Genomic DNA, 20,496 nt, shown 5'->3' with positions numbered 1-20,496 from the left:
CCGATTTCGCCCGCATTCGCGGGGGGCGGTCCGGTGGCAGGCCCGCTTGTATACCCCGCCCGCCCCCCCCCCCGCCGGGGCCCCCCCCCCGGGGGCCCCGGCGGGCCCGGTGCCGGTGATCTTCGTCCTGGCCGCGTCGGCGACCGGCTGGGTGGTGCCGTCCGACCGGCCGGTCCTGAGCGTGATCGCCACCCTCGCCACCCTGCTGTTCGTGCCGGTGCCGCTCGTCTCCGGTGCGCATCGGATCCTCCCGGCGACCACCACGCGGGTCCGCCCGGTCGTCCACCGGCCGGACCACCCGCACGGCCACCGGGCCCCGGCGCCGGTGCCGGTCCGCGCCCCCGGACCGCCCGTCCCGCGCCTCCTCCTACGGCGGCGCCGGCCGGGTCGGTGCCCACCGGACGCGGACCACGGGCCGGACGGGCACCACGGGCCGTCCGCGGGCGGCCGACCGGGCGCGGACCGCCCACCGGACGCAGGGCCGGCGGACCGTCGGCACGGACCCGAGGGGCGCCCGGCGTAGTCACCCGCCCGCCGACGGGACCGTCCGCAGCCGACCCAGGGAGCCACCGCATGACCGACGAACTCGACGGCCTGATAGCCGGGTTGATGCCCCGCGCGCGGGCCGACCTGGCCGAGCTGGTGGCCATCCCGTCCGTCGCCGACCCCCGGCAGTACCCGCCCGAGCACTGCCTGCGCGCCGCCTCGTGGGTCGCCGCCGCCTTCGCCGAGACCGGCCTGCGCGACGTCCACCTGGAGGAGACCCCGGACGGCAGCCACGCCGTGATCGGTCACCGTCCGCCGCCGCCCGGCGCCCCGACCGTGCTGCTCTACGCCCACTACGACGTCCAGCCCCCGCTGGACGAAGCCGCCTGGCACTCCCCGCCGTTCGAACTCACCGAACGCAACGGCCGCTGGTACGGCCGCGGCGCCGCCGACTGCAAGGGCAACATCGTCATGCACCTCACCGCGCTGCGCGCGCTCGGCGAGGACGTGCCGGTCGGCCTCAAGCTGCTCGTCGAGGGCTCCGAGGAACAGGGCACCGGCGGCCTGGAACGCTACCTGCCGCCGCACGCCGGGGAGTTGCACGCGGACGCCCTGCTGATCTGCGACACCGGCAACGCCGCCGTCGGCGTCCCGACCGCCACCACCTCGCTGCGCGGCCTCGCCGACGTCGTGGTCACCGTCTCCACCCTGGCCGGCGACCTGCACTCCGGCATGTTCGGCGGCCCCGCCCCGGACGCCCTGGCCGCGCTGATCCGGATCCTGGACTCGTTGCGCGACGCGGACGGCGGCACCCGGATCGACGGCCTGGACGCCGACGGCGGCTGGAGCGGCGCCGGCTACGACGAGGACTCCTTCCGCGCCGACGCCGGCGTCCTGGACGGAGTCCGGCTGACCGGCTCCGGCACGGTGGCGGACCGGCTGTGGGCCCGCCCCGCCGTCACCGTGCTCGGCATCGACTGCCCGCCCGTGGTCGGCTCGGCCGCTGCCGTCCCGGCCGCCGCCCGGGCCCGGGTCAGCCTGCGGGTGCCGCCCGGCACCGACGCCCGTACCGCCCAGGACGCGCTGGTCGCGCACCTGCTGGCCGCCGCCCCCTGGGGCGTACGGGTGGACGTCGAACGGGAGGGCACCGGTGCGGCCTTCCGGGCCGACACCGGCGGGCCCGCGTACGCCGCGCTCGACCGGGCGATGCGGGAGGTCTACGGCACGCCGATGACCTTCCTCGGCCAGGGCGGCTCGATCCCGCTCTGCCCCGTCCTGGCCGCCGCCTACCCCGACGCGGAGATCGTCCTGATGGGCGTCGAGGAGCCGCGCTGCCTGATCCACGCACCGAACGAGAGCGTCGACCCGGACGAGATCGCCCGCATGGCGCGGGTCGAGGCATCGTTCCTGCGGCACTTCGCGAACGCGGGGAGGCGCTGAGGGAATCCGAGGAGTATGAGTCCCAGCAGAGCCCGTCCGCCCCAGAGGAGGAAGCGCCGTGCCACGACCGTTCACCGTCGAGGACTACACCGCCCGGATGGCCCGGGCCGCCGCCGAGGCGACCGCCGCCGGGCTGGCCGGCCTGGTCATCGCCCCCGGCCCCGACCTGGCCTACCTGTGCGGCTACACGCCCACCGCGATCACCGAACGGCTGACCGCCCTCGTCCTCACCTCCGGGCGCGAACCCGCCCTGGTGGTGCCCAGGTTGGAGCGCCCGGACGCCGCGAAGGCGGTCGGCGCCGGAGCCGTCCGGATGCTCGACTGGTCCGACGGCGAGGACCCGTTCGCCACCGCCGGCCCGCTGCTCGACCCGGCCGGACGCTACGGCGTCTCCGACAACGCCTGGGCGATGCACCTGCTCGGCTTCCAGGCCGCGCTGCCCGGCGCCTCGTTCACCTCGCTCACCGAGACCCTGCCGATGCTGCGCGCGGTCAAGGACACCGAGGAACTGGACCGCCTGGCGGCGGCCGGCGGAGCCGCGGACGCCGCCTACCGCAGGATCCTGGACGTCGTTTTCGCCGGCCGCCGGGAGACCGACGTGGCCGCCGACCTGGGCGCGCTGCTCATCCAGTACGGACACAGCCAGGTCGACTTCACCGTGGTCGGCTCCGGCCCCAACGGCGCCGACCCGCACCACGAGGCCGGTGACCGGGTCATCCGACCGGGTGACACCGTGGTGCTGGACTTCGGCGGCCTCAAGGACGGCTACGGCTCCGACACCACCCGGACGGTGCACGTCGGCCCGGACGTCCCCGCCGAGGTGCGAACGGTGCACGACCTGGTCCGGCTCGCCCAGCAGACCGCCTTCGAGGCGGTCCGCCCCGGGGTGAGCTGCCAGGAGATCGACCGGATCGCCCGCCGGGTGATCACCGAGGGCGGCTACGGCGAGTACTTCATCCACCGCACCGGCCACGGCATCGGCACCACCACGCACGAACCGCCGTACCTGGTGGAGGGCGAGGAGCGGCCGCTGGTGCCCGGGATGTGCTTCTCGATCGAGCCCGGGATCTACCTGCCCGGCCGGTTCGGGGTGCGGATCGAGGACATCGTCACCGTCACCCCGACCGGCGGCCGCCGTTTCAACAACACCCCGCACGAACTGGGCATCGTCGCGTGAGCTCGACGCCCGGAACGACGCCGACCGGATCCCGCGTTCTTACGGTCCGGTCATACTCCACCCAGAGTCCTCCAAGTTTGGGTTGCTAGTTTCAGTGCGCATGACCAAGACCCTCCGCCCGGCCCCGCCCCCCGTGCGGGCCGAACAGCCGCGCCCGGTGCCTCCACCCCGCCCCCGCGTGACGGGCTGGTCGAGACTCCGCTTCCTGGCGTGGCCGCTCTACCTGACCGGCCTCGTCCGGTTCCTGAGCGTCGAGGGCATCCCGGCCGCCAACGACGTGCTGTTCCTCTGGCTGATCGGTGCCCTGCTCACCGCCGCCGCCCACAGCGGGCACGGCCGCCGCGGCTTCCTCCTGGTGCTGCGCGACTGGGTGCCGGTGATGGCCGTGGTGTGGGCGTACTCGCTGCTGCGCGGCTACGGCGCGCACACCCCGTGGGCCCCGCACTGGCTGCCACAGCTGCGCTTCGACGAGGTGCTCGGCTTCGGCGAGACCTGGACCGTCCGGCTCCAGCACGCCCTCTACACCCCGGGCTCGCCGCACTGGTACGACTACGCGGCGGTGGGCGTCTACCTCTCGCACTTCTTCGTGGTCTTCCTCCTGCTCGCCGTGCTCTGGCGACGCGCCCACCACCGGTTCCGACAGCTGCTCGCCTGCTACCTGACGCTCACCTTCGCGGGCTTCGCCACCTACCTGCTCTACCCGGCCGACCCGCCGTGGCTGGTCGCCCAGGAGGGCAACCTGCCGCACCTGTCCCGGGTGGTCTGGGAGGTCATCTCGGCCAGCGGGCTGCCGCAGGCCGACTCGCTGCTGGAGAACGGCAGCCAGTTCGCCAACGACGTCGCCGCGATGCCCTCGCTGCACTCCGCCTACCCGGCGATGCTGCTGTTCTTCTTCTGGCCGACCGCCCGGCCCTGGCTGCGGGCGGTCCTGATCGCCTATCCGCTCGCGATGACGTTCACCCTGGTCTACGGCGCGGAGCACTTCATCATCGACGTCTTCGTCGGCTGGGCGTACGCGGCCGTGGTGGTCTTCGGCCTGCGGTGGCTGCGCGACCGGCGCACGGCGGCGGCACGGGGCACGGCAGACTTGGCCGGGTGAAGCCTCACCCGCCGACGAAGCCGCCCGCACCCACGCAGCCGCACGTACCGGTGAAACCGGCCGTACCGGTGAAGCCGCACGCACCGGTGAAACCGGCCGCATCGGTGAAGCCGACCGCCGAACAGTTGCTGGCCGCCAAGGACACCACCATCCCGGACGTCGCCGGGCCCGGACTGCGGGTGCTGTTCTGCGGCATCAACCCGGGCCTGTGGTCCGGTGCCACCGGTCACCACTTCGCCCGGCCCGGCAACCGCTTCTGGCCCGCCCTGCATCGCTCCGGCTTCACCGGGCACCAGTACCGCCCGGACGAGCAGGAGCAACTGCTCGCGCTCGGCCTGGGCATCACCAACGTCGCCCCGCGCACCACCGCCAAAGCGGACGAACTGACCGCCGAGGAACTGCGCGAGGGCGGCGCCGCGCTCCGCGCCCGGGTGCTGCGGCTCCGCCCCCGGGTCCTGGCGGTGCTCGGCATCGGCGCCTACCGGACGGCCTTCGGGCAGCGGCGGGCCGCGATCGGGCGCCAGCCGGAACGCATCGGCGACACCGAGGTGTGGGTGCTGCCCAACCCCAGCGGCCTCAACGCGCACTACACGCTGGACGCGCTGGCCGGGGAGTTCCGCACGCTGCGGGAAGCCGTCGGGAACGGGCCCGCCGCCGCTGACGGGCCCGTCGACGGTGGCGGTGGCAGTGGCGGTGACGGTGGCGGTGACGGTGGCGGTGGCGGGCCCGTCGACGGCTGAGCCGTCGTGGCCGGCTCGGGCGCGGTGACGTACCCGACGGAACGGCCGGGCGGGCACGCCCCGGGGTCACCCCGGCAGCACGGCCAGGTCGAGGGCGGCGAGCCGGGCCGGGTCGGCGACCACCTCGTAGCCGCTCACCCGGCCGTCCGCGACCGCCACCCGCAGCGCCAGCCACAACCGTCCGCCCGGGGCGATCAGGATGCCGGGCACCCCGTCCACCAGGGCCACCGCGCCGTGGCGGGCCCGGCGGCCGAGGACCGTGGTCTCCCGGGCGACCGTCGCCGCGCCGCGGGCCACCGGGGACCGGCCGGGCGGCAGCGCGGCCGGGTCGGCCCGGCGCACCACGTCCGGGGCCAGGACGGCCAGCAGCCCGGCCAGGTCCCCGTCCCGGGCGGCGGCCAGGAAGGCCTCCACCACCCGCCGGTGCCCGGCCAGCGGCTCCGGTGGCAGCGCGGCCGTGCCCCGCACCCGCTGCCGGGCCCGGCTGGCCAGCTTCTTGGCGGCCACCGGGGTCCGCCCGACGATCGGCGCGATCTGCTCGAAGGGCACCGCGAAGCCGTCGTGCAGCACGAAGGCGACCCGCTCGGCCGGGCCCAGCCGGTCCAGCACCACGAGCAGCGCCCGGCCCACCGACTCGACCAGCAGCGCCTCCCGCTCCGGGTCGGCGCCGGCGCCCGCCGCGTCCGGCAGTGCGTCGCCGGTCGCCTCCTCTCGGCGCGCGGCGCGGGTCCGCAGCAGGTCCAGGCAGATCCGGGAGACCACGGTGGTCAGCCAGCCGGGCAGGTTGTCGATCTCGGCCGGGTCGGTCCGGACCAGCCGCAGCCAGGCCTCCTGCACGGCGTCCTCGGCCTCGCCGGTCGACCCGAGCATCCGCTGGGCGACCGCCCGCAGCCGGCCGCGCTCGGCCTCGAAGCGCACCGCCGTCCGCTCGGCCGTCGCCTCCCCTCCGGCCGGCACGCCGTCGGCTGTCATCCCGTCGGCCGTCGTCCCGTCGTGCGTCGCCCTGCCGGCCGACGCCCCCGCAATCCCGTCCCGGTCCATCGGTCACCTTTCCTCGGCCCGGCTCGTCACCGCTATGACGATCCGTCCTCCTCCGAGGTGACCGGGAGACCGCCATGACCTCCGCCACGCTGCTCCACCTGGACTCCAGCATCAGCCCGGCCGGCTCCGTCAGCCGCGCCCTGACCGACCGCTTCGCCACCGCCTGGCGCGCCCGGCACGGCCGCACCGCCCGGTACCGGTACCGCGACCTCGCCGCCGATCCGGTCCCCGCGGTGCGCGCCGCCTACGACGCCCTCGGCCGTCGGGCCGAGCACAAGGGCCCGCTCCCGCTGCAGGACGTCGCGACGCTCGCCGACGGCCCGGACGAGACCCGCGAGTGGGCGCTGAGCCGTCCGCTGATCGACGAACTGCGGACCGCCGACACCCTGCTGCTCGGCAGCCCGATGTACAACTTCACCGTCTCCACCGGTCTCAAGGCCTGGATCGACCGGGTCTCGTTCCCCGGCGCCTACCTCGACCCGGACACCGGCGAGCGGCTGCTGCGCGACACCCGCGTGGTGGTCGTCGCCGTCCGCGGCGGCGGCTACGGGCCGGGCACCCCGCGCGAGCACTTCGACTTCCAGCTCCCTTACCTGCGGGCGTACTTCGGCAACCTCGGGATCGCGGCGGAGCACCTGCACGTCGTCACCGCCGAACTCACCCGGGCCGCGGACGTCCCCGCGCTGAACGGGCTGGAGCCGCTCGCCGCCGAGTCGCTGGCGGCGGCCGGCACCGCCGTCGACGAACTGGCCGCCCTGCTCTGAGCCGCGCCCGGTGCGCCGAGCCGCACCCGCCGTCCGGCGCTGGGTCCTGTCCGGCAGGATCGGCCGGACAGGGCCTACAGCGGGGTGACGGCCTTCAGCACCACCAGCAGGGCCACGGCCGCGTTGAGCGCGCACAGCGCCGACGCCGCCGTACCGACCGCGGCGACCATCGCCGCCAGGCCCGCCGGGGTCTTGGCCGGCGGCCAGTTGCGGGAGGTCGGCACCGGGCCGAGCAGCGCGGCGACCCGGCGCGGCACCGGGCCGGCCGCCGCGGTCGGCGCGGCGAAGGCCGCGAAGCCGGGCGCCGGGGCGGCGTGCGAGACCAGGGCCGCCCGGGCCACCGCCCGCGCGGTGATCCGGCGGTCCCCCACGGCCTGCGCCGAGTCCTCGTCCGCCCAACGTTCCGCGCTGTACGCCACCGCGTACTGCAGCGGCCTCAGGAAGGGGTTGACGCAGGCGGCGAGCTGGGTGGTCAGCAGGTACCGGTGGTGACGGTGGCGCAGGTGCGCCCGCTCGTGCGCGAGCAGCGCCTCCCGCTCGTCCGCCGCCAGGCCGTCGAGCATCCCGGTGGAGACCACCACCCGGCCGGGCGAGCCCGGCAGCGCGTAGGCGTACGGGCTGCGGTCCGGCAGCACCGCGAGGTCACCGGACGACCCGGTGCCGGACGGCAGCCCGGTGAGCGCCCGGCGGGCCCGGGCGCGCACCCGCAGGTGTCGCACGACCGTGCGCGCGCACGCGAAGCCCACCAGTGCCAGCAGCCACATCGCAGCCGTCCCGACCGTCTCGTGGTACGGCAGCGCGGCCCGCACCTCCGGGTCGGACCAGCTGTCCGGCAGCGGGTTGCCGGGGATCTGCGCGGTGCCCACCACGCCGATCAGCCCGAGGCAGAGCACGCTGCAGACCGCCATCACCGCGCTGATCGCGGTCATCAGCCGGGCCGCACCGCGCGGGTGCAGGTGCTGCTCGGTCAGGCGTGCGATCGGAACCGCGGTGAGCGGGAGGACGAGCGGGAGGAAGACGAAGAAGCCCACGGGTCAGCTCTTGTGGTCGGTCGCTGCCGGATCGGCGGACGCGGCGTCGAGCAGGGCCCGCAGCAGCTCCTCGTCGTGCGGCAGCAGCGCGGTGACGAAGCTGGCCAGGACCGCGTCCCGGTCCGCCTCCCCGTCGAGCATCCGCCGCATCCGCAGCGCCGCCAGCCCGGCGGCGTCGGAGGAGGCCTGCCACAGGTAGGAGCGGCCGGAGCGGGAGCGGGAGACGGCGTTCTTGGCGTGCAGCCGGGACAGGATGGTCATCACGGTGGTGTAGGCCAGGTCGCCCTCCAGGCGTTCCTGGACCCATCCTGCGGTGGCGGGGCCGGGCGCCTGCTGGAGCACCGCCAGCACCTGCGCCTCCAGTTCACCCTGGCCGCGTCGCCGGGCCGGCGCGTCCCCGGCCGCCGGGGCGTGCCTCTCGTCTGCCATGACGGCCCACTCCCTCCGGATGCCGCGCCCGGACCGACGGGCACGGCATCATCCTAACGAGCGGGGGCCGGGACCGGACCGGTCAGCGCAGGGCTTCCGGAACGCACGGCCGGCGGCTCCCGGCGGCTCCCGGCCGGTCCCGACGGGTCCCGCGCCCGTTCCCGGTCGGGCCGTCGCCAGGGCCCGGGTGCAGGTCCCCGGTCAGGTCCGGGCCCGCTGGGTCACCGCGATGCAGACCAGCACGACCACCGCCGTGACCGGCGCGGCGGCCGGCAGTTCCTCGCCGAGCAGCAGCACCGACCAGACCAGCGTCAGCAGCGGCTGCCCCAGCTGCAGCTGGCTGGCCCTCGGCACGCCGATCGCGGCCATCCCCCGGTACCAGAGCACGAACCCGCCGAACTGCGACACCGCCGCGACGTACGCCAGTCCGACCAGCGCCTTCGGCCCGACCCGCAGCGGCTCGGTGGCGAGCCCGAACGCCGAGGTCAGCAGCATCACGGGCAGCGCGACCAGCACCGCCCAGGCGATCACCTGCGCGCCCGGGAGGTCCCGCGAGAGCCGCCCGCCCTCCGCGTACCCGGCCGCGCAGACCAGCAGCCCGACGAACAGGTAGAGGTCGGCGACGCTCGGCCGGCCGTGGCTCTGCAGCAGGGTGAAGGCCAGGACGGCCGCCGCCCCCGCCAGTGCCGCCGTCCAGAACGCCCGGGACGGCCGGCGGCCGGTGCGCAGCGCCGCGGCCACCGCGGTGGCCAGTGGCAGGACGCCGATCACCACCGCCGAGTGGGCGGTCGAGGAGGTCCGCAGGGCGAGCGTGGTCAGCAGCGGGAAGCCGAGGACGCAGCCGCCCGAGACCACGAGCAGGGCGGGCCGGTGCTGCCGTTGCGGCAACCGGGCGCCGACGGCCAGCAGGTAGAGCGCGGCCAGGGCCCCGGCCAGGACGCCGCGCAGCCCGGTGGTGGTCCACGGGCCGAAGCCGGTCAGGGACCACGCGGTGGCCGGGAAGCTCAACGAGAAAGAGGCCACCCCGAGGGCGGCGAGGGTGGTGCCGGAGGCCGCGCCGCGCTTCGGCGCTATCGCCAGGAGGGGGGTAGCGCTATCTTGTGTCGTCATGAACGAGCGTAGCAGTGTCACCGAACTGGCCGACATCCTTCGGCTGGAAGTGGAGCGCTACCCGGAGGGACGGAAGCTGCCTGCCAGCCGGACCCTGACGGAACGCCACCAGGTCAGCCCGGTGACGGTCTCCCGGGCCATCGCGGTGCTCGTCGCCGAGGGACTGGTGGTCTCCCGGCCCGGCGCCGGGGTCTTCCGGGCCGCGGCCTTCGCCGCCGCCCCGACCGCCCCCGCCGCACCGCCCGGCCGCACCGGCGACCTCTCCTGGCAGGAGGTCGCGCTCAGCGCCGAATCCGGCCCGCGCGACCTGGTCGCCGCCCCGGTGTTCGCCACCCTCCGGGTGCCGCCGCCCGACGTCGTCGACCTCAACAGCGGCTACCCGCACGCCACCCTGCTGCCCGAACGCCTGCTCGCCGCCGCCCTCGCCCGGGCCGGCCGGCGCCCCGGCGCCTGGGACCGCCCGCCCGTCGACGGCCTCACCGAACTGCGCGGCTGGTTCGCCCGCGCCATCGGCGGCCACGGCGGGCCGATCGGCGCCGGGGACGTGCTGATCACCTCCGGCGGGCAGGGCGGGCTCACCGTCGCCATGCGCTCGCTGGCCGCGCCCGGCTCGCCGGTCCTGGTGGAGTCGCCGACGTACCCGGGCACCCTGGCGGTCGTCCGGGCCGCCGGGCTGCGGCCCGTCCCCGTCCCGATCGACGCGGACGGCGTCCGCACCGACCTGCTCGCGGACGCCTTCGCGGCCACCCGCGCCCGGGTCTTCGTCTGCCAGCCGCTGTTCCAGAACCCCACCGGCGCGGTGCTCTCACCCCGGCGGCGGACGGAGGTCCTGCGGATCGCCCGCGCGGCCGGGGCGTTCGTGATCGAGGACGACTTCGCCAGGCTGCTGGTCCACACCGACGCGCCCGCGCTGCCGCGCCCGCTCGCCGCCGACGACCCGGACGGGGTCGTGGTGCACCTGCGCTCGCTCACCAAGGCCGCCTCCCCCAATCTGCGCGTCGGCGCCCTCACCGCCCGCGGCCCGGCCCTGGCCCGACTGCGGGCCACCCAGGTGGTCGACAGCTTCTTCGTGCCCCGGCCGCTCCAGGAGGCGACGCTGGAACTGGTCGCCGACCCCGCCTGGGCCCGCCACCTGCGCACCCTCGCCGCCGAACTGCGCGACCGCCGCACCGCCGCCGTCGCCGCCCTGCACCGCGAGCTGCCCGGACTCCTCACCATCCACCGCCCCGGCGGCTACCACCTGTGGCTGCGCCTCCCGAACGGCACCGACGACGGCGCGCTCGCCGCCGCCGCCCTGCGCAACGGCGTCCAGATCACCCCCGGGCGCCCCTACCACCCCGCCGAACCCCCGGCCCCGCACGTGCGCCTCAGCTACGCCGCCGCCGAGAGCCCGGCCCAGGTCGCCGAGGGCATCCACCGCCTCCGCCTGGCGTACGAGGAGACGACGGGCTGAGCGGGCGACCGTGGGCGGCCCCGGACGGCCCCGGACGGACGCGGGCGGCCCCGGACGGACGTCGAGGTCAGCCTGCGACCCGCGGCCCGCGGCTCGGCGGAACCGCTACCGCCGGTACCCCGCCATCCGCTCCAGGCGGGCGATGCGCTCGGCCATCGGGGGATGGGTGGAGAACAGCCTGGCGCCGGCCTCGCCCGGGCGGAAGGGGCTGGCGATCATCATGTGGCTCGCCGTCTGGAGCTGCGGCTCCGGCGGGAGGGGGAGCCGGCGGGTGCCGGCGTCGAGCTTGCGGAGGGCGCCGGCGAGGGCGAGCGGGTCGCCGGTGATCCGGGCGCCGTCGGCGTCGGCCTGGTACTCGCGGGAGCGGCTGACCGCCAGCTGGATCAGTCCGGCCGCGAGCGGTCCGAGGATCATGATGGCGAGCATCCCGAACAGCCCCGGTCCGTCGTCGTCCTCGTCGCGGCCGAACGGGATCAGCCAGGCGAAGTTCACCAGGAACATCACGACCGAGGCGAGCGCCCCGGCGACCGAGGAGATCAGGATGTCCCGGTTGTAGACGTGGCTCAGCTCGTGCCCGAGCACGCCCCGCAGCTCGCGTTCGTCCAGGATCCGCAGGATGCCCTCGGTGCAGCAGACCGCCGCGTTGCGCGGGTTGCGGCCGGTGGCGAAGGCGTTGGGCGCGGGGGTCGGGGAGATGTACAGGCGCGGCATCGGCTGGCGGGCGGCGGTGGAGAGTTCGCGCACGATCCGGTACAGCTGGGGCGCCTCGAACTCGCTGACCGGGCGGGCCCGCATGGCCCGCAGCGCGAGCCTGTCGCTGTTCCAGTACGCGTAGGCGTTGGTCCCGAGGGCGATCAGCAGGGCGATCACGAAGCCGGTGCGACCGAAGAAGCTTCCGATCACCAGGATCAGCGCCGAGAGGCCGCCGAGCAGGACGGCGGTCCTCAGTCCGTTGTGCCGGCGGTGCACCTCAGGCCCTCCAGTGATGCGGTGGGGAAGCCCTTTCTGCCTCGTCCCTCTTGCCCGGTCAACGGGTGGGGCCAGGGACCTTGTTCCCTTGTGACCGACGCGACACCGCGGCGCCGGCCCACCGTGCCCACCCGCCGTGCCCGCCCGCCGCTCCGGGCCATCGAACCGGGCCACCGCGGAGGCGCGCCGCGCCTGCCCGCCTGCCCGCCTGCCCGCCTGCCCGCCTGCCGCCGCTCGGGCCCTCCGGCCCTCCGGCCCTGCGGCCGGAAGGCGCGGCTCAGAACAGCGAACCGCCCACGACCTGGAGCACCAGCTGCGGTGCGACGGAGAGGACCACCGCCACCGAGGCGGTGAGCCCGAGCGTCGCGGTCAGGCTCACCGGCAGCCTGCCCTCGGCCCCGGCCGCGCGCTCCGCCGCCCGGTCCGCGGCCGGGTCGAACAGCAGTGCCGTCCAGCGCAGGTAGTAGTACAGGGCGACGACCACGTTGGCGGCCATCACCACGGCCAGCCAGCCCAGCCCGGCGTCGACGGCCGCGCGGAACACCACGACCTTGCCGAACAGGCCGATGACGCCCGGCGGCAGCCCGGCCAGGCAGAGCAGGAAGAAGGCGAGTGCCAGCGCGGTCCAGCGGCGGCGGGTGAAGAGGCCCCGGAAGTCGTCCACGCTGGTCCCGGCCCGGCGGCCGACGGCCGCGACCACCCCGAAGGCGCCGAGGTTCACCACGCCGTAGATCAGCGCGTACGCGGCGGTGGCGCCCAGCTGGTCGGCCCCGGTGGACGCGTACCCGGCGGCGGCGAGCGGCACCAGCAGGTACCCGGCCTGGCCGACCGAGGACCAGGCGAGCAGCCGCACCGCGCTGTAGCGGGTGTCGAAGCGCTGCCGCAGGGCGCCGACGTTGCCGGCGGTCATGGTGACGGCGGCCAGGACCGCGAGCACCAGGCCCCAGGTGTGGGCGTACGGCCGGAAGGCGATGGTGGTGGCGAGCGCGAGCCCGGAGAGGCCGGCCGCCTTGCCGACGACCGAGAGGTAGCCGGCCACCGGCAGCGGCGCGCCGGTGTAGGTGTCGGGCACCCAGAAGTGGAAGGGGACGGCGGCGACCTTGAACGCGAAGCCGACCAGGGTCAGCACCGCGCCCGCCTCGGCCAGCGGCTTGAGCTGCCCGGGGGCGTGCTCCAGGCCCTGGGCGACGGCGCCGAGGTGCAGGCTGCCGCTCGCCGCGTAGACGAAGCCGATGCCGAGCAGCATCACGGCGGTCGCGGTGACCGAGGAGACGAAGAACTTGAGCGCGGCTTCCGCGCCCCGGCCGTCCCGGCGCAGCGCGACCAGGGCGAAGGCGGGAAGCGAGGCGACCTCCAGGGCGATCACCAGGGTGGCGAGGTCGCGGGAGGCGGGCAGCAGGGCGGCGCCGGTGGCGCTGGAGAGCAGCAGGAACCAGTACTCGCCGCGGGGGAGCCTGTCCTGGTCGACGGTGTGGACCGACAGCAGTGCCGCGATCAGCGCGCCGCCGAGGGCGAGCAGCTGGAACACCAGGGCGAAGTGGTCGGCCACGTAGGAGCAGCCGCCCGCGGCGTTGCCGCCGAGGGCCGGGGCGTCAGTGCCCGCTGCTACGTTCTGCACACAGAAGGTCGCCCGGGGTGACCCACCGGTGAGGGGGAGGAGCGCGATGAGGGCGAGGGCGAGTCCGGCCGCGGTCAGGCGGCCGAGCCACTTCTTGTGCCGCTCGGGCAGGAACAGGTCCGTGACCAGCACGGCGAGGGCGGCGACGGCGGCGATCAGCGGGGGCGCGATCGCCACCCAGTCCACGGACTGGATCAGGCTGCCCGGGTTGGCTACGGCGAGGGAGGTCACAGTGTGCTGCCCCGTGGAGTGAGGTCCGAGTGCGGCGGTCTGGGCTGCGAGCACGGTCAGCCACCCCCGAGGAGGTGCTTGACGGCGGGGTTCGAGAGGCCGAGCAGCAGCGCGGGCCAGAGGCCGGCCAGCAGGGTGAGCGCGGCCAGCGGCATCCAGCTGACGGCTTCGTACGGGCGCACGTCGGCGACCTCGGCCACCGGCGCGGGCTGCTCGGGGTCGCCCATGCAGACGCGCTTGACCACGATCAGCAGGTACGCGGCGGTGAGGAGGGTGCCGAGGCCGGCCAGCACCATGTAGGTGACGAAGGCGGGGCGCGACAGGCCTGCGGCCGGGTCGAACGCGCCGAACATGGCGAGCACCTCGCCCCAGAAGCCGGCCAGCCCGGGGAGGCCGAGGCTGGCGACGGCGGCGAAGGCGAGCAGCGCGCCGAGTCGCGGCGCCCGGCCGTACAGGGCGGCGCCGGTGGTGCCGGAGAGGGTGTCGAGGTCGGCCGTGCCGTAGCGGTCCTTGAGCGCGCCGACGACGAAGAACAGCAGGCCGGTGACCAGGCCGTGGGCGATGTTGGCGAACAGCGCGCCGTTGACGCCCACCGGGGTGAGGGAGGCGATGCCGAGCAGCACGAAGCCCATGTGGCCGACGGACGAGTAGGCGATCAGGCGCTTCAGGTCGCCCTTGGCGCCCGGGCGGGCCAGCGCCAGGCAGGCCAGCGATCCGTAGACGATGCCGACGGCGGCGAAGGCGCCCAGGTAGGGGGCGAGCGTGGCGGTGCCGTCCGGCACGACCGGGAGGAGGACGCGGACCAGACCGTACGTCCCCATCTTCAGCAGCACGCCGGCAAGCAGCACCGAGCCCACGGTCGGGGCCGCGGTGTGCGCGTCGGGGAGCCAGCTGTGCAGCGGCCAGGCGGGGGCCTTGACCGCGAGCCCGACCAGGATCGCCAGCGCGGCGACCACCTGGGTGGTGTGGCTCATTCCGCTGCCGTGCGCGGCTGCCAGGGCCTGCATGTCGAAGGTGCCGGTCTTGCTGCCGATCAGCAGGAAGCCGAGCAGCATCACGGCCGAGCCGAGCAGGGTGTAGAGGATGAAGCGGTTGGCGGCCGGGACCTTCGCGCCGCTCCCCCACCGGGCGATCAGGAAGTACATCGGGATCAGGACGATCTCGAAGGCCAGGAAGAAGAGCAGGAGGTCCAGGACGGCGAAGGTGGCGAGCATGCCGACTTCGAGGAGGAGGAACAGCCCGACGAAGGCCTGCGCGGACGGGCGGGGCCCGTCGGGGGCTGCGCCCCGGGCCCCGCCGTGCGGCAGCCGCTTCTCCGAGTACACCGCGCAGAGGAACGTGAGCAGCGCGGTCAGCACGATCAGCGGCAGCGAGACGCCGTCCACGCCGAGGTGGAGGCGCACGTGCAGGGCCGGGATCCAGGCCACGTCGGTGGTGGCCTGCATCCGGGCGGGTTCGTCGTGGTCGAAGCCGGCCGCGAGGGCGACGGCGAGCAGGAGCACCGCGCCGGTGACGACGGTGTTCAGCCGCAGCGCCCGCCAGTCGGCGACGGCCCGGTCCGGCCCGAACACGGGGGCCAGGGTGAGCGCGGCGCCGAGCAGCGGCAGCACCAGGAGGGCGATGAGGACCGCGTTCATCGGGGGCTCCTACGTGCGGCGGTCGAGGGGGCGGGGGTGGAGGACAGCACCGGCTACACCGCCACCAGGACGGTCAGCAGGACGACGGCGGCCAGCAGGGCGCTGAGGTAGGTCTGCGCGTTGCCGGTCTGGGCGAGCCGGACGGCCCGGCCGAGCAGGTTGGCACCCACTCCGCTGCCGCGCACGTAGGTCTCGATGACCTCGCGGTCGAGGAAGCGGACCAGCCCGGCCGCGGCGACCACGGGCCGGACGAACACCGCCTGGTACAGCCGGTCGACGCCGAAGCCGTGCCGGGCCGGGCCGAACAGCGGGCCGAGCAGGGTGCGCCCGGGGTCGGCGACGATCACCTCGGCGGCCGGGACCCCGGCCTGCCCGGGCACCCGGCCGGCGGCGGCCGGGACCGGCCTGCCGGTGCCCAGCCGGGCGGTGGCCGAGCGCCAGGCGCCGTACGCCGCGAGCACGCCGACCACGGCGAGCCCGGTGCCGGTGACGGCGGTGACCCCGGAGGGCCGCAGCGAGCCGCCGTCCAGCAGCGCGGGCAGCCAGTCGGAGCGCAGGCCGGTGACGCCGAAGGCCATGGTCGGGACGGCCAGCACCCAGAGCGGCCAGCGCATCGCGGGCGGCTCGGCGGTGCCGGGGTCGGCCTCGTCCAGTTCGGGCGAGTAGGGCGCGTCCGCCTCGTGGTCGGCCACCACGGTGGCCGGGTCGGTGGCGGGCAGCACCTGCGGTGCGGCGGCGGCGGCGCCGGCCGGGCTGTGGAAGGCGACCAGGAACATCCGGGTCGCGTACGCGGCGGTGAGCAGCACGGTGAGGGCGGCGGAGATCAGCACGATCCAGCCGGCCGCCTCCGGGACCGCCGAGGACGGGCCGAGGCCGTTGGTGAGCGCGTCGCCGTTGGCGGCGTGCTCGGCGGCGGTCAGCACCGCCTCCTTGCTGAAGAAGCCGGAGAGCGGCGGCAGCCCGATCAGGGAGGCCAGGCCGATGCCCATCGTCCAGTAGGCGTCGGGGACGCGCTTGCGCAGCCCCGGGATCCGGGACATCGCGGAGATCGAGTTGGTGTGCGCGGCGTGGATCACCACACCGGCGGCGAGGAACAGCAGCGCCTTGAAGGCGCCGTGGCTGACCAGGTGGAAGACGGAGGCCTCGCGGTCGCCGCTGGCCAGCGCGCCGGCCATGTAGCCGAGCTGGCCGACGGTGGAGTAGGCGAGCACCCGCTTGAGGTCGTCCTGGGCGAGCGCGCACAGCGCCGAGCCGATCATCGTCACGGCAGCCATCACCGCGAGCACGACCAGCGCCGCGCCGGACAGCAGGAACACCGGCAGCAGCCGGGCGACCAGGTAGATGCCGGCCGCGACCATGGTGGCGGCGTGGATCAGCGCGGAGACCGGCGTCGGGCCGGCCATCGCGTCCGGGAGCCAGGTGTGCAGCGGGAACTGCGCGCTCTTGCCGGCGACCCCGGCGAGCAGCAGCAGCGCGATCAGCGTCGGGTGGCCGAGCCGGCCCTCGGTGGCGGCGGCCAGGACATCGGGGATCCGGAAGCTGCCGGCGTCCGCGCCGAGCAGGAAGATCCCGAACAGGAACGGCACGTCGCCGAGCTTGGTGACCAGGAAGGCCTTGAGCGAGGCCGAGCGGGCGTCCGCGCTCTCCCAGTGGTGGCCGATCAGGAAGTACGAGCAGATGCCCATGACCTCCCAGCCGACCAGCAGCATGATCAGGTCGCCCGAGTAGACCACCAGGAACATCGCCGCGGTGAACAGCGAGACCAGCGCCGCGTACGAGGGGTAGCGCGGGTCCGACTTGAGGTAGGCGGTCGAGTAGACCTGGACGCACGTGGCGACCAGGCCGACCAGCACCGAGATCAGCGAGCTGAAGCCGTCCAGGTGGACGGCGAGCGCGATGTCGGGGCCGCCGGTCGGGGTGAGCCGGGTGGCCGCGTCGAGGGCCTGGCCGGTGCCGAGCTGGAGGGCGACCACCAGGGCGAGCACGGCCGAGACGGCGACCGGGACGATCGCCAGCGGCCGGGCCAGCCCGGGCGCCTTCTTCCCGACGGCCAGGGTCGCGGCCGCGCCGAGCGCGGGCAGCGCGGGGACGAGTACGGGCAGGGCGAGGTTCATGCGGCGGCCTGGCCCTTCAGCGCCTCGGCTCCGGCCGGCGTCTCGTCCGTGGCGAACGGCTCGGCCGGGTCGCCGAGCGCGGTGGCCCGGTCGATGTCGGCGGTGCCCCGGGCCCGGAACAGCAGCAGGACGATGGCCAGCCCCAGCCCGATCTCGGCGGCGGCGATGGTGATGGTGAACAGGGTGAGCGCCTGCCCGGCGTGCAGCGAGTCGCGCAGCCAGACGTCGAAGGCGACCAGGTCGAGGTTGACGGCGTTGAGCATCAGCTCGACCGACATCAGCACCAGGACGGCGTTGCGCCGGGCGAGCACGCCGTACACGCCGACGCTGAACAGCAGCGCGGCGAGGACGACGGGGTAGGCGAGGTGCATCAGCTCTCCTCCGACGCGGAGGGCGCGGGCGCGGCCGCGTCCGGAGTGGCGGCGCCCGGGGCGGTCGCCTGGGCGGCGGCCGGGTCGGGAGCGGTGCGGGGCGCGGTCGCGGCGACGGTCCCGTTGGAGCCGACCGGCCGGCCTGCGCGCAGCTTGGCCGCGCGGGGCACCGGCACCCGCCGCTGGTCGCCGCGCGACAGCACGATCGCGCCGACCAGCGCCGCCAGCAGCAGCACGGACAGCGCCTCGAAGGGCAGCACCCAGTGCCGGAACAGGCTCGCCCCGGTGACGGCGGCGGAGCCGCCGCCCGCGCCGAGGTCGATCCAGGAGGTCCGGAAGGCGTCGACGACCAGCGTGACGAGCGTTCCGGCCGAGGCCAGCGCCACGACCAGGGCCACCCAGCGGTTCTTGGAGTCGGCGTCCGGTGAGCGCCCGATCGGCGCCTTGGTGAGCATCAGCCCGAACAGCACCAGCACGACCACCGAGCCGAGGTAGATCAGCACCTGCACCCAGGCGATGAACTCGGCCGTCAGCAGCAGGAACTCCACCGCCAGCCCGCCGAGCGCGACCACCAGCCAGAGCGCGGCGTGCACCAGCTGCTTGGTGGTGACGGCGACCAGGGCCGAGCCGAACACGGCGATGCCGACCAGCAGGAAGACGATCTCCTGGCCGGTCGGGGACAGGAAGGAACGGGCGGCCGGCTCCAGCGAGCCGGTCGCCGCGAGAAGCGTGGCGGCGGTACTCATGCGTCGTCACCCTTCTCTTCCGGGGCCTGCGCGGCGGCCTCGGCGGCAGCAGCGGTGGCCTCGGCGGCGGCAGCGGCCGCCGCCAGCTTGTCCGCGGCCTTGCGCGCGGTGGCGATCTCCTTGGGGTCCTCGGCGGCCGGGTCCAGCGCCGGCGGCGCCGGGACGGTCCACATCCACTCGCGGAGCCGGTCCCGTTCGTGGGTCAGCTCGTGGATGTCGGTCTCGGCGTACTCGAACTCCGGCGACCAGAACAGCGCGTCGAAGGGGCACACCTCGATGCAGATCCCGCAGTACATGCAGAGCGAGAAGTCGATGGCGAACCGGTCCAGCACGTTGCGGGTGCGGGCCCGGGCGTTCGGCTCGGCGGCGGGCAGCGTCTCCTTGTGGGAGTCGATGTAGATGCACCAGTCCGGGCACTCGCGCGCGCAGAGCATGCACACCGTGCAGTTCTCCTCCAGCAGCGCGATGACGCCGCGCGAACGCGGCGGCAGCACCGGCTGCACGTCGGGGTACTGCGCGGTGACGGTCTTCCTCGTCATCGTCCGCAGCGTCACGGCCAGGCCCTTCGCCAGGCCGGCACCGAGAAAACTCATGAGATCGCCACCTTGATGATGCCGGTGAGGGCCAGCTGGACGAGGGCGAGCGGGATCAGCACCGCCCACGCGAAGCGCATCAGCTGGTCCTCGCGCAGGCGCGGGTAGGTGACCCGCAGCCAGATGACCACGAAGGCCAGCGCGAAGGTCTTGAGGATCATCCAGAGCCAGCCGAGCTGGTCCGCCATCGGTCCGTGCCAGCCGCCCAGGAAGAGCACCGCGGTCAGCGCGGACACCACGAGGATGCCCACGTACTCGGACAGCAGGAACAGCGCGAACCGCAGACCGGTGTACTCGGTGTACGCGCCGAAGATGATCTCCGAGTCGGCGATCGGCATGTCGAACGGCGGGCGCTGCAGCTCGGCCAGGCCGGCCGTGAAGAACACGAACGCGCCGATGACCTGCCAGGGCAGCCAGTACCACTGCCAGGAGTCCACGATCCCGGGCAGCGAGAGCGTGCCGGCGGCCATCGCCACCGACGCCGCCGCCAGCACCATCGGCAGCTCGTACGACATCAGCTGCGCGGCCGTGCGCAGACCGCCGAGCAGCGAGAACTTGTTCGCCGAGGCCCAGCCGGCCATCAGCTTGCCGATCACGCCGACGCCCAGCACGGCCAGCACGAAGAACAGCCCCGCGTCCACCGCCTGGCCGACGAAGCCGTTCGGGCCGACCGGGATCGCCAGCAGCACGAAGAGGTACGGCAGCAGCGAGACGGCGGGCGCCAGCTGGAAGATCCGGCGGTCCGCCCCGGCGGGGACGATGTCCTCCTTCTGCGCGAACTTCACGCCGTCCGCGACGAGCTGTGCCCAGCCGTGGAAGCCACCCGCGTACATCGGGCCGAGCCGGCCCTGCATGTGCGCCATGACCTTGTGCTCGGTCTGGCCGATGACCAGCGGGAACACCAGGAAGACGACGAGGGTGGCGACGCAGCGCAGCACCGTGTCGAGCAGGTTCACGCGCCGTCTCCGTCCCGGTCGGCCGGAGCGGCCGCCGTGTCGTCCTTCTGCTCCGGCCGGTCCGTCGGCTCGGCGGGCGCTTCGCCCGTCGGCTCCGCGGGACCGTCACCTGCCGGCTCAGCGGGCGCTTCGCCCGTCGGCTTCGCGTCGTGGGCCGGCACCGGGTTGTGCCAGGGCGCGTCGGAGGACGCGGGCCGGGCGGGGGCCGGACGCTCCGGCCCGGGCTCGTCGGCGGTCTGGCTGACCGATCCGGCGGAGACCGACCTGGTCCGTCGCGGCCGGTCCGTCCGCACCGCGGGCGTCGCCTCGGGGGCGGGTGCACCCTCGGCGGGCACCACCTCGGCGGGTTCGGCGCCCGGAGCCGGCTGGCTCGCCGAGCCCTCCGCCACCGAGCGGGTGCGCCGCGGCCGGTCGGCCCGCACGGGCGCGCCCTCGGCGGCGGCACCTGCGGCACCACCGGCGGCGGCGGCCGCGGCCGCCCTGGGCGTGCG

18 protein-coding genes and 1 pseudogene are annotated in these 20,496 nt (G+C 75.2%); 6 read left to right on the top strand and 13 right to left on the bottom strand.

Annotation, left to right across the window (positions count from 1 at the left end; all coding sequences use genetic code 11):
* Nucleotides 1-573 precede the first annotated feature (573 nt).
* The 4 genes from ACFV0O_RS39655 (at nt 574) to mug (ending at nt 4,942) form a co-directional block, all read left to right on the top strand.
* Nucleotides 574-1,926: a dipeptidase gene (locus ACFV0O_RS39655; RefSeq protein WP_380349389.1), complete on the top strand. Its 1,353-nt coding sequence runs from the start codon at nt 574-576 to the stop codon at nt 1,924-1,926.
* A 97-nt stretch (nt 1,927-2,023) separates the two neighbouring features.
* Nucleotides 2,024-3,103: a M24 family metallopeptidase gene (locus ACFV0O_RS39650; RefSeq protein ID WP_380349391.1), complete on the top strand. Its 1,080-nt coding sequence runs from the start codon at nt 2,024-2,026 to the stop codon at nt 3,101-3,103.
* A 100-nt stretch (nt 3,104-3,203) separates the two neighbouring features.
* Nucleotides 3,204-4,202, top strand: coding sequence for a phosphatase PAP2 family protein (locus ACFV0O_RS39645; RefSeq protein ID WP_380349387.1), 999 nt, complete (start codon nt 3,204-3,206; stop codon nt 4,200-4,202).
* Nucleotides 4,203-4,288: 86 nt separating this feature from the next.
* Nucleotides 4,289-4,942 carry a G/U mismatch-specific DNA glycosylase gene (mug, locus tag ACFV0O_RS39640; RefSeq protein ID WP_380349384.1) on the top strand — a complete coding sequence of 218 codons (654 nt, stop codon included), beginning with the start codon at nt 4,289-4,291 and terminating at the stop codon, nt 4,940-4,942.
* Between the two features lie 66 nt (nt 4,943-5,008).
* Here the strand turns inward: mug and ACFV0O_RS39635 are convergent, their stop codons facing one another.
* Nucleotides 5,009-5,914, bottom strand: coding sequence for a sigma-70 family RNA polymerase sigma factor (locus ACFV0O_RS39635; RefSeq protein ID WP_380349381.1), 906 nt, complete (start codon nt 5,912-5,914; stop codon nt 5,009-5,011).
* A 143-nt stretch (nt 5,915-6,057) separates the two neighbouring features.
* On the opposite strand from ACFV0O_RS39635, the gene ACFV0O_RS39630 reads away from it, so the two are divergent.
* Nucleotides 6,058-6,747 (top strand): FMN-dependent NADH-azoreductase, encoded by a 690-nt coding sequence (locus ACFV0O_RS39630; protein ID WP_380349378.1) that lies wholly within the window; start codon nt 6,058-6,060, stop codon nt 6,745-6,747.
* A gap of 74 nt (nt 6,748-6,821) precedes the next feature.
* Here the strand turns inward: ACFV0O_RS39630 and ACFV0O_RS39625 are convergent, their stop codons facing one another.
* The 3 genes from ACFV0O_RS39625 to ACFV0O_RS39615 all read right to left on the bottom strand — a co-directional run bounded on the left by ACFV0O_RS39625 (nt 6,822) and on the right by ACFV0O_RS39615 (nt 9,317).
* Nucleotides 6,822-7,778 carry a M48 family metalloprotease gene (locus ACFV0O_RS39625; protein ID WP_380349376.1) on the bottom strand — a complete coding sequence of 319 codons (957 nt, stop codon included), beginning with the start codon at nt 7,776-7,778 and terminating at the stop codon, nt 6,822-6,824.
* A 3-nt stretch (nt 7,779-7,781) separates the two neighbouring features.
* Complete coding sequence (locus ACFV0O_RS39620; RefSeq protein WP_380349373.1) at nt 7,782-8,207, bottom strand: BlaI/MecI/CopY family transcriptional regulator; 426 nt, start codon at nt 8,205-8,207, stop codon at nt 7,782-7,784.
* Nucleotides 8,208-8,408: 201 nt separating this feature from the next.
* The gene (locus tag ACFV0O_RS39615) at nt 8,409-9,317 is read right to left on the bottom strand and encodes a DMT family transporter (protein ID WP_380349371.1); all 909 of its coding nucleotides are present in this window, start codon (nt 9,315-9,317) and stop codon (nt 8,409-8,411) included.
* Between ACFV0O_RS39615 and ACFV0O_RS39610 the strand changes: the two genes are divergently transcribed.
* A complete protein-coding gene (locus ACFV0O_RS39610; protein ID WP_380349368.1) occupies nt 9,316-10,770 on the top strand; it encodes a PLP-dependent aminotransferase family protein in 1,455 nt (484 codons plus the stop codon). The genes ACFV0O_RS39615 and ACFV0O_RS39610 overlap by 2 nt on opposite strands.
* Nucleotides 10,771-10,875: 105 nt before the next feature.
* Here ACFV0O_RS39610 and htpX read toward each other — a convergent pair whose 3' ends face one another.
* From htpX to ACFV0O_RS39565, 9 genes and pseudogenes are all read right to left on the bottom strand, one after another.
* A complete protein-coding gene (gene htpX, locus ACFV0O_RS39605) occupies nt 10,876-11,739 on the bottom strand; it encodes a zinc metalloprotease HtpX (RefSeq protein WP_380349365.1) in 864 nt (287 codons plus the stop codon).
* Between the two features lie 277 nt (nt 11,740-12,016).
* Complete coding sequence (locus ACFV0O_RS39600) at nt 12,017-13,588, bottom strand: NADH-quinone oxidoreductase subunit N (protein ID WP_380349362.1); 1,572 nt, start codon at nt 13,586-13,588, stop codon at nt 12,017-12,019.
* 56 nt (nt 13,589-13,644) lie between these two features.
* A complete protein-coding gene (locus ACFV0O_RS39595) occupies nt 13,645-15,225 on the bottom strand; it encodes a NuoM family protein (protein ID WP_380349359.1) in 1,581 nt (526 codons plus the stop codon).
* Between the two features lie 53 nt (nt 15,226-15,278).
* Nucleotides 15,279-17,339, bottom strand: coding sequence for an NADH-quinone oxidoreductase subunit L (locus ACFV0O_RS39590; protein WP_380349356.1), 2,061 nt, complete (start codon nt 17,337-17,339; stop codon nt 15,279-15,281).
* The gene (gene nuoK, locus ACFV0O_RS39585) at nt 17,336-17,710 is read right to left on the bottom strand and encodes an NADH-quinone oxidoreductase subunit NuoK (RefSeq protein ID WP_380349353.1); all 375 of its coding nucleotides are present in this window, start codon (nt 17,708-17,710) and stop codon (nt 17,336-17,338) included. Before nuoK ends, ACFV0O_RS39590 begins: the two co-directional genes overlap by 4 nt.
* On the bottom strand, nt 17,710-18,456 hold the full coding sequence (locus tag ACFV0O_RS39580) for an NADH-quinone oxidoreductase subunit J (RefSeq protein WP_380349351.1): 747 nt from the start codon (nt 18,454-18,456) through the stop codon (nt 17,710-17,712). Before ACFV0O_RS39580 ends, nuoK begins: the two co-directional genes overlap by 1 nt.
* Nucleotides 18,453-19,049 (bottom strand): NuoI/complex I 23 kDa subunit family protein, encoded by a 597-nt coding sequence (locus tag ACFV0O_RS39575; protein WP_380349348.1) that lies wholly within the window; start codon nt 19,047-19,049, stop codon nt 18,453-18,455. The genes ACFV0O_RS39580 and ACFV0O_RS39575 overlap by 4 nt, the downstream gene beginning before the upstream one ends.
* Complete coding sequence (nuoH, locus tag ACFV0O_RS39570) at nt 19,046-20,005, bottom strand: NADH-quinone oxidoreductase subunit NuoH (RefSeq protein ID WP_380349345.1); 960 nt, start codon at nt 20,003-20,005, stop codon at nt 19,046-19,048. The genes ACFV0O_RS39575 and nuoH overlap by 4 nt, the downstream gene beginning before the upstream one ends.
* A pseudogene (locus tag ACFV0O_RS39565) lies at nt 20,002-20,496 on the bottom strand (NADH-quinone oxidoreductase subunit C); the annotation flags it as partial. The pseudogene ACFV0O_RS39565 and the gene nuoH, both read right to left, overlap by 4 nt.

The sequence above is a fragment of the Kitasatospora sp. NPDC059577 genome, assembly GCF_042735475.1.
Lineage (GTDB): Bacteria > Actinomycetota > Actinomycetes > Streptomycetales > Streptomycetaceae > Kitasatospora.
Note: the sequence above shows the minus strand (reverse complement) of the source record. Positions and strands in the feature narration are given on the sequence as shown.

Excerpts from the sequence above, each read along its gene's own strand:
- ACFV0O_RS39655 (WP_380349389.1), top strand. The coding sequence starts at position 574 with ATGACCGACGAACTCGACGGCCTGATAGCCGGGTTGATGCCCCGCGCG.
- ACFV0O_RS39650 (WP_380349391.1), top strand. The coding sequence starts at position 2,024 with ATGGCCCGGGCCGCCGCCGAGGCGACCGCCGCCGGGCTGGCCGGCCTG.
- ACFV0O_RS39615 (WP_380349371.1), bottom strand. The coding sequence starts at position 9,317 with ATGACGACACAAGATAGCGCTACCCCCCTCCTGGCGATAGCGCCGAAG.
- ACFV0O_RS39645 (WP_380349387.1), top strand. The coding sequence starts at position 3,204 with ATGACCAAGACCCTCCGCCCGGCCCCGCCCCCCGTGCGGGCCGAACAG.
- ACFV0O_RS39590 (WP_380349356.1), bottom strand. The coding sequence starts at position 17,339 with ATGAACCTCGCCCTGCCCGTACTCGTCCCCGCGCTGCCCGCGCTCGGC.
- ACFV0O_RS39580 (WP_380349351.1), bottom strand. The coding sequence starts at position 18,456 with ATGAGTACCGCCGCCACGCTTCTCGCGGCGACCGGCTCGCTGGAGCCG.
- ACFV0O_RS39610 (WP_380349368.1), top strand. The coding sequence starts at position 9,316 with ATGAACGAGCGTAGCAGTGTCACCGAACTGGCCGACATCCTTCGGCTG.
- nuoK (WP_380349353.1), bottom strand. The coding sequence starts at position 17,710 with ATGCACCTCGCCTACCCCGTCGTCCTCGCCGCGCTGCTGTTCAGCGTC.
- ACFV0O_RS39635 (WP_380349381.1), bottom strand. The coding sequence starts at position 5,914 with ATGACAGCCGACGGCGTGCCGGCCGGAGGGGAGGCGACGGCCGAGCGG.
- ACFV0O_RS39620 (WP_380349373.1), bottom strand. The coding sequence starts at position 8,207 with ATGGCAGACGAGAGGCACGCCCCGGCGGCCGGGGACGCGCCGGCCCGG.
- ACFV0O_RS39630 (WP_380349378.1), top strand. The coding sequence starts at position 6,058 with ATGACCTCCGCCACGCTGCTCCACCTGGACTCCAGCATCAGCCCGGCC.
- ACFV0O_RS39595 (WP_380349359.1), bottom strand. The coding sequence starts at position 15,225 with ATGAACGCGGTCCTCATCGCCCTCCTGGTGCTGCCGCTGCTCGGCGCC.
- ACFV0O_RS39575 (WP_380349348.1), bottom strand. The coding sequence starts at position 19,049 with ATGAGTTTTCTCGGTGCCGGCCTGGCGAAGGGCCTGGCCGTGACGCTG.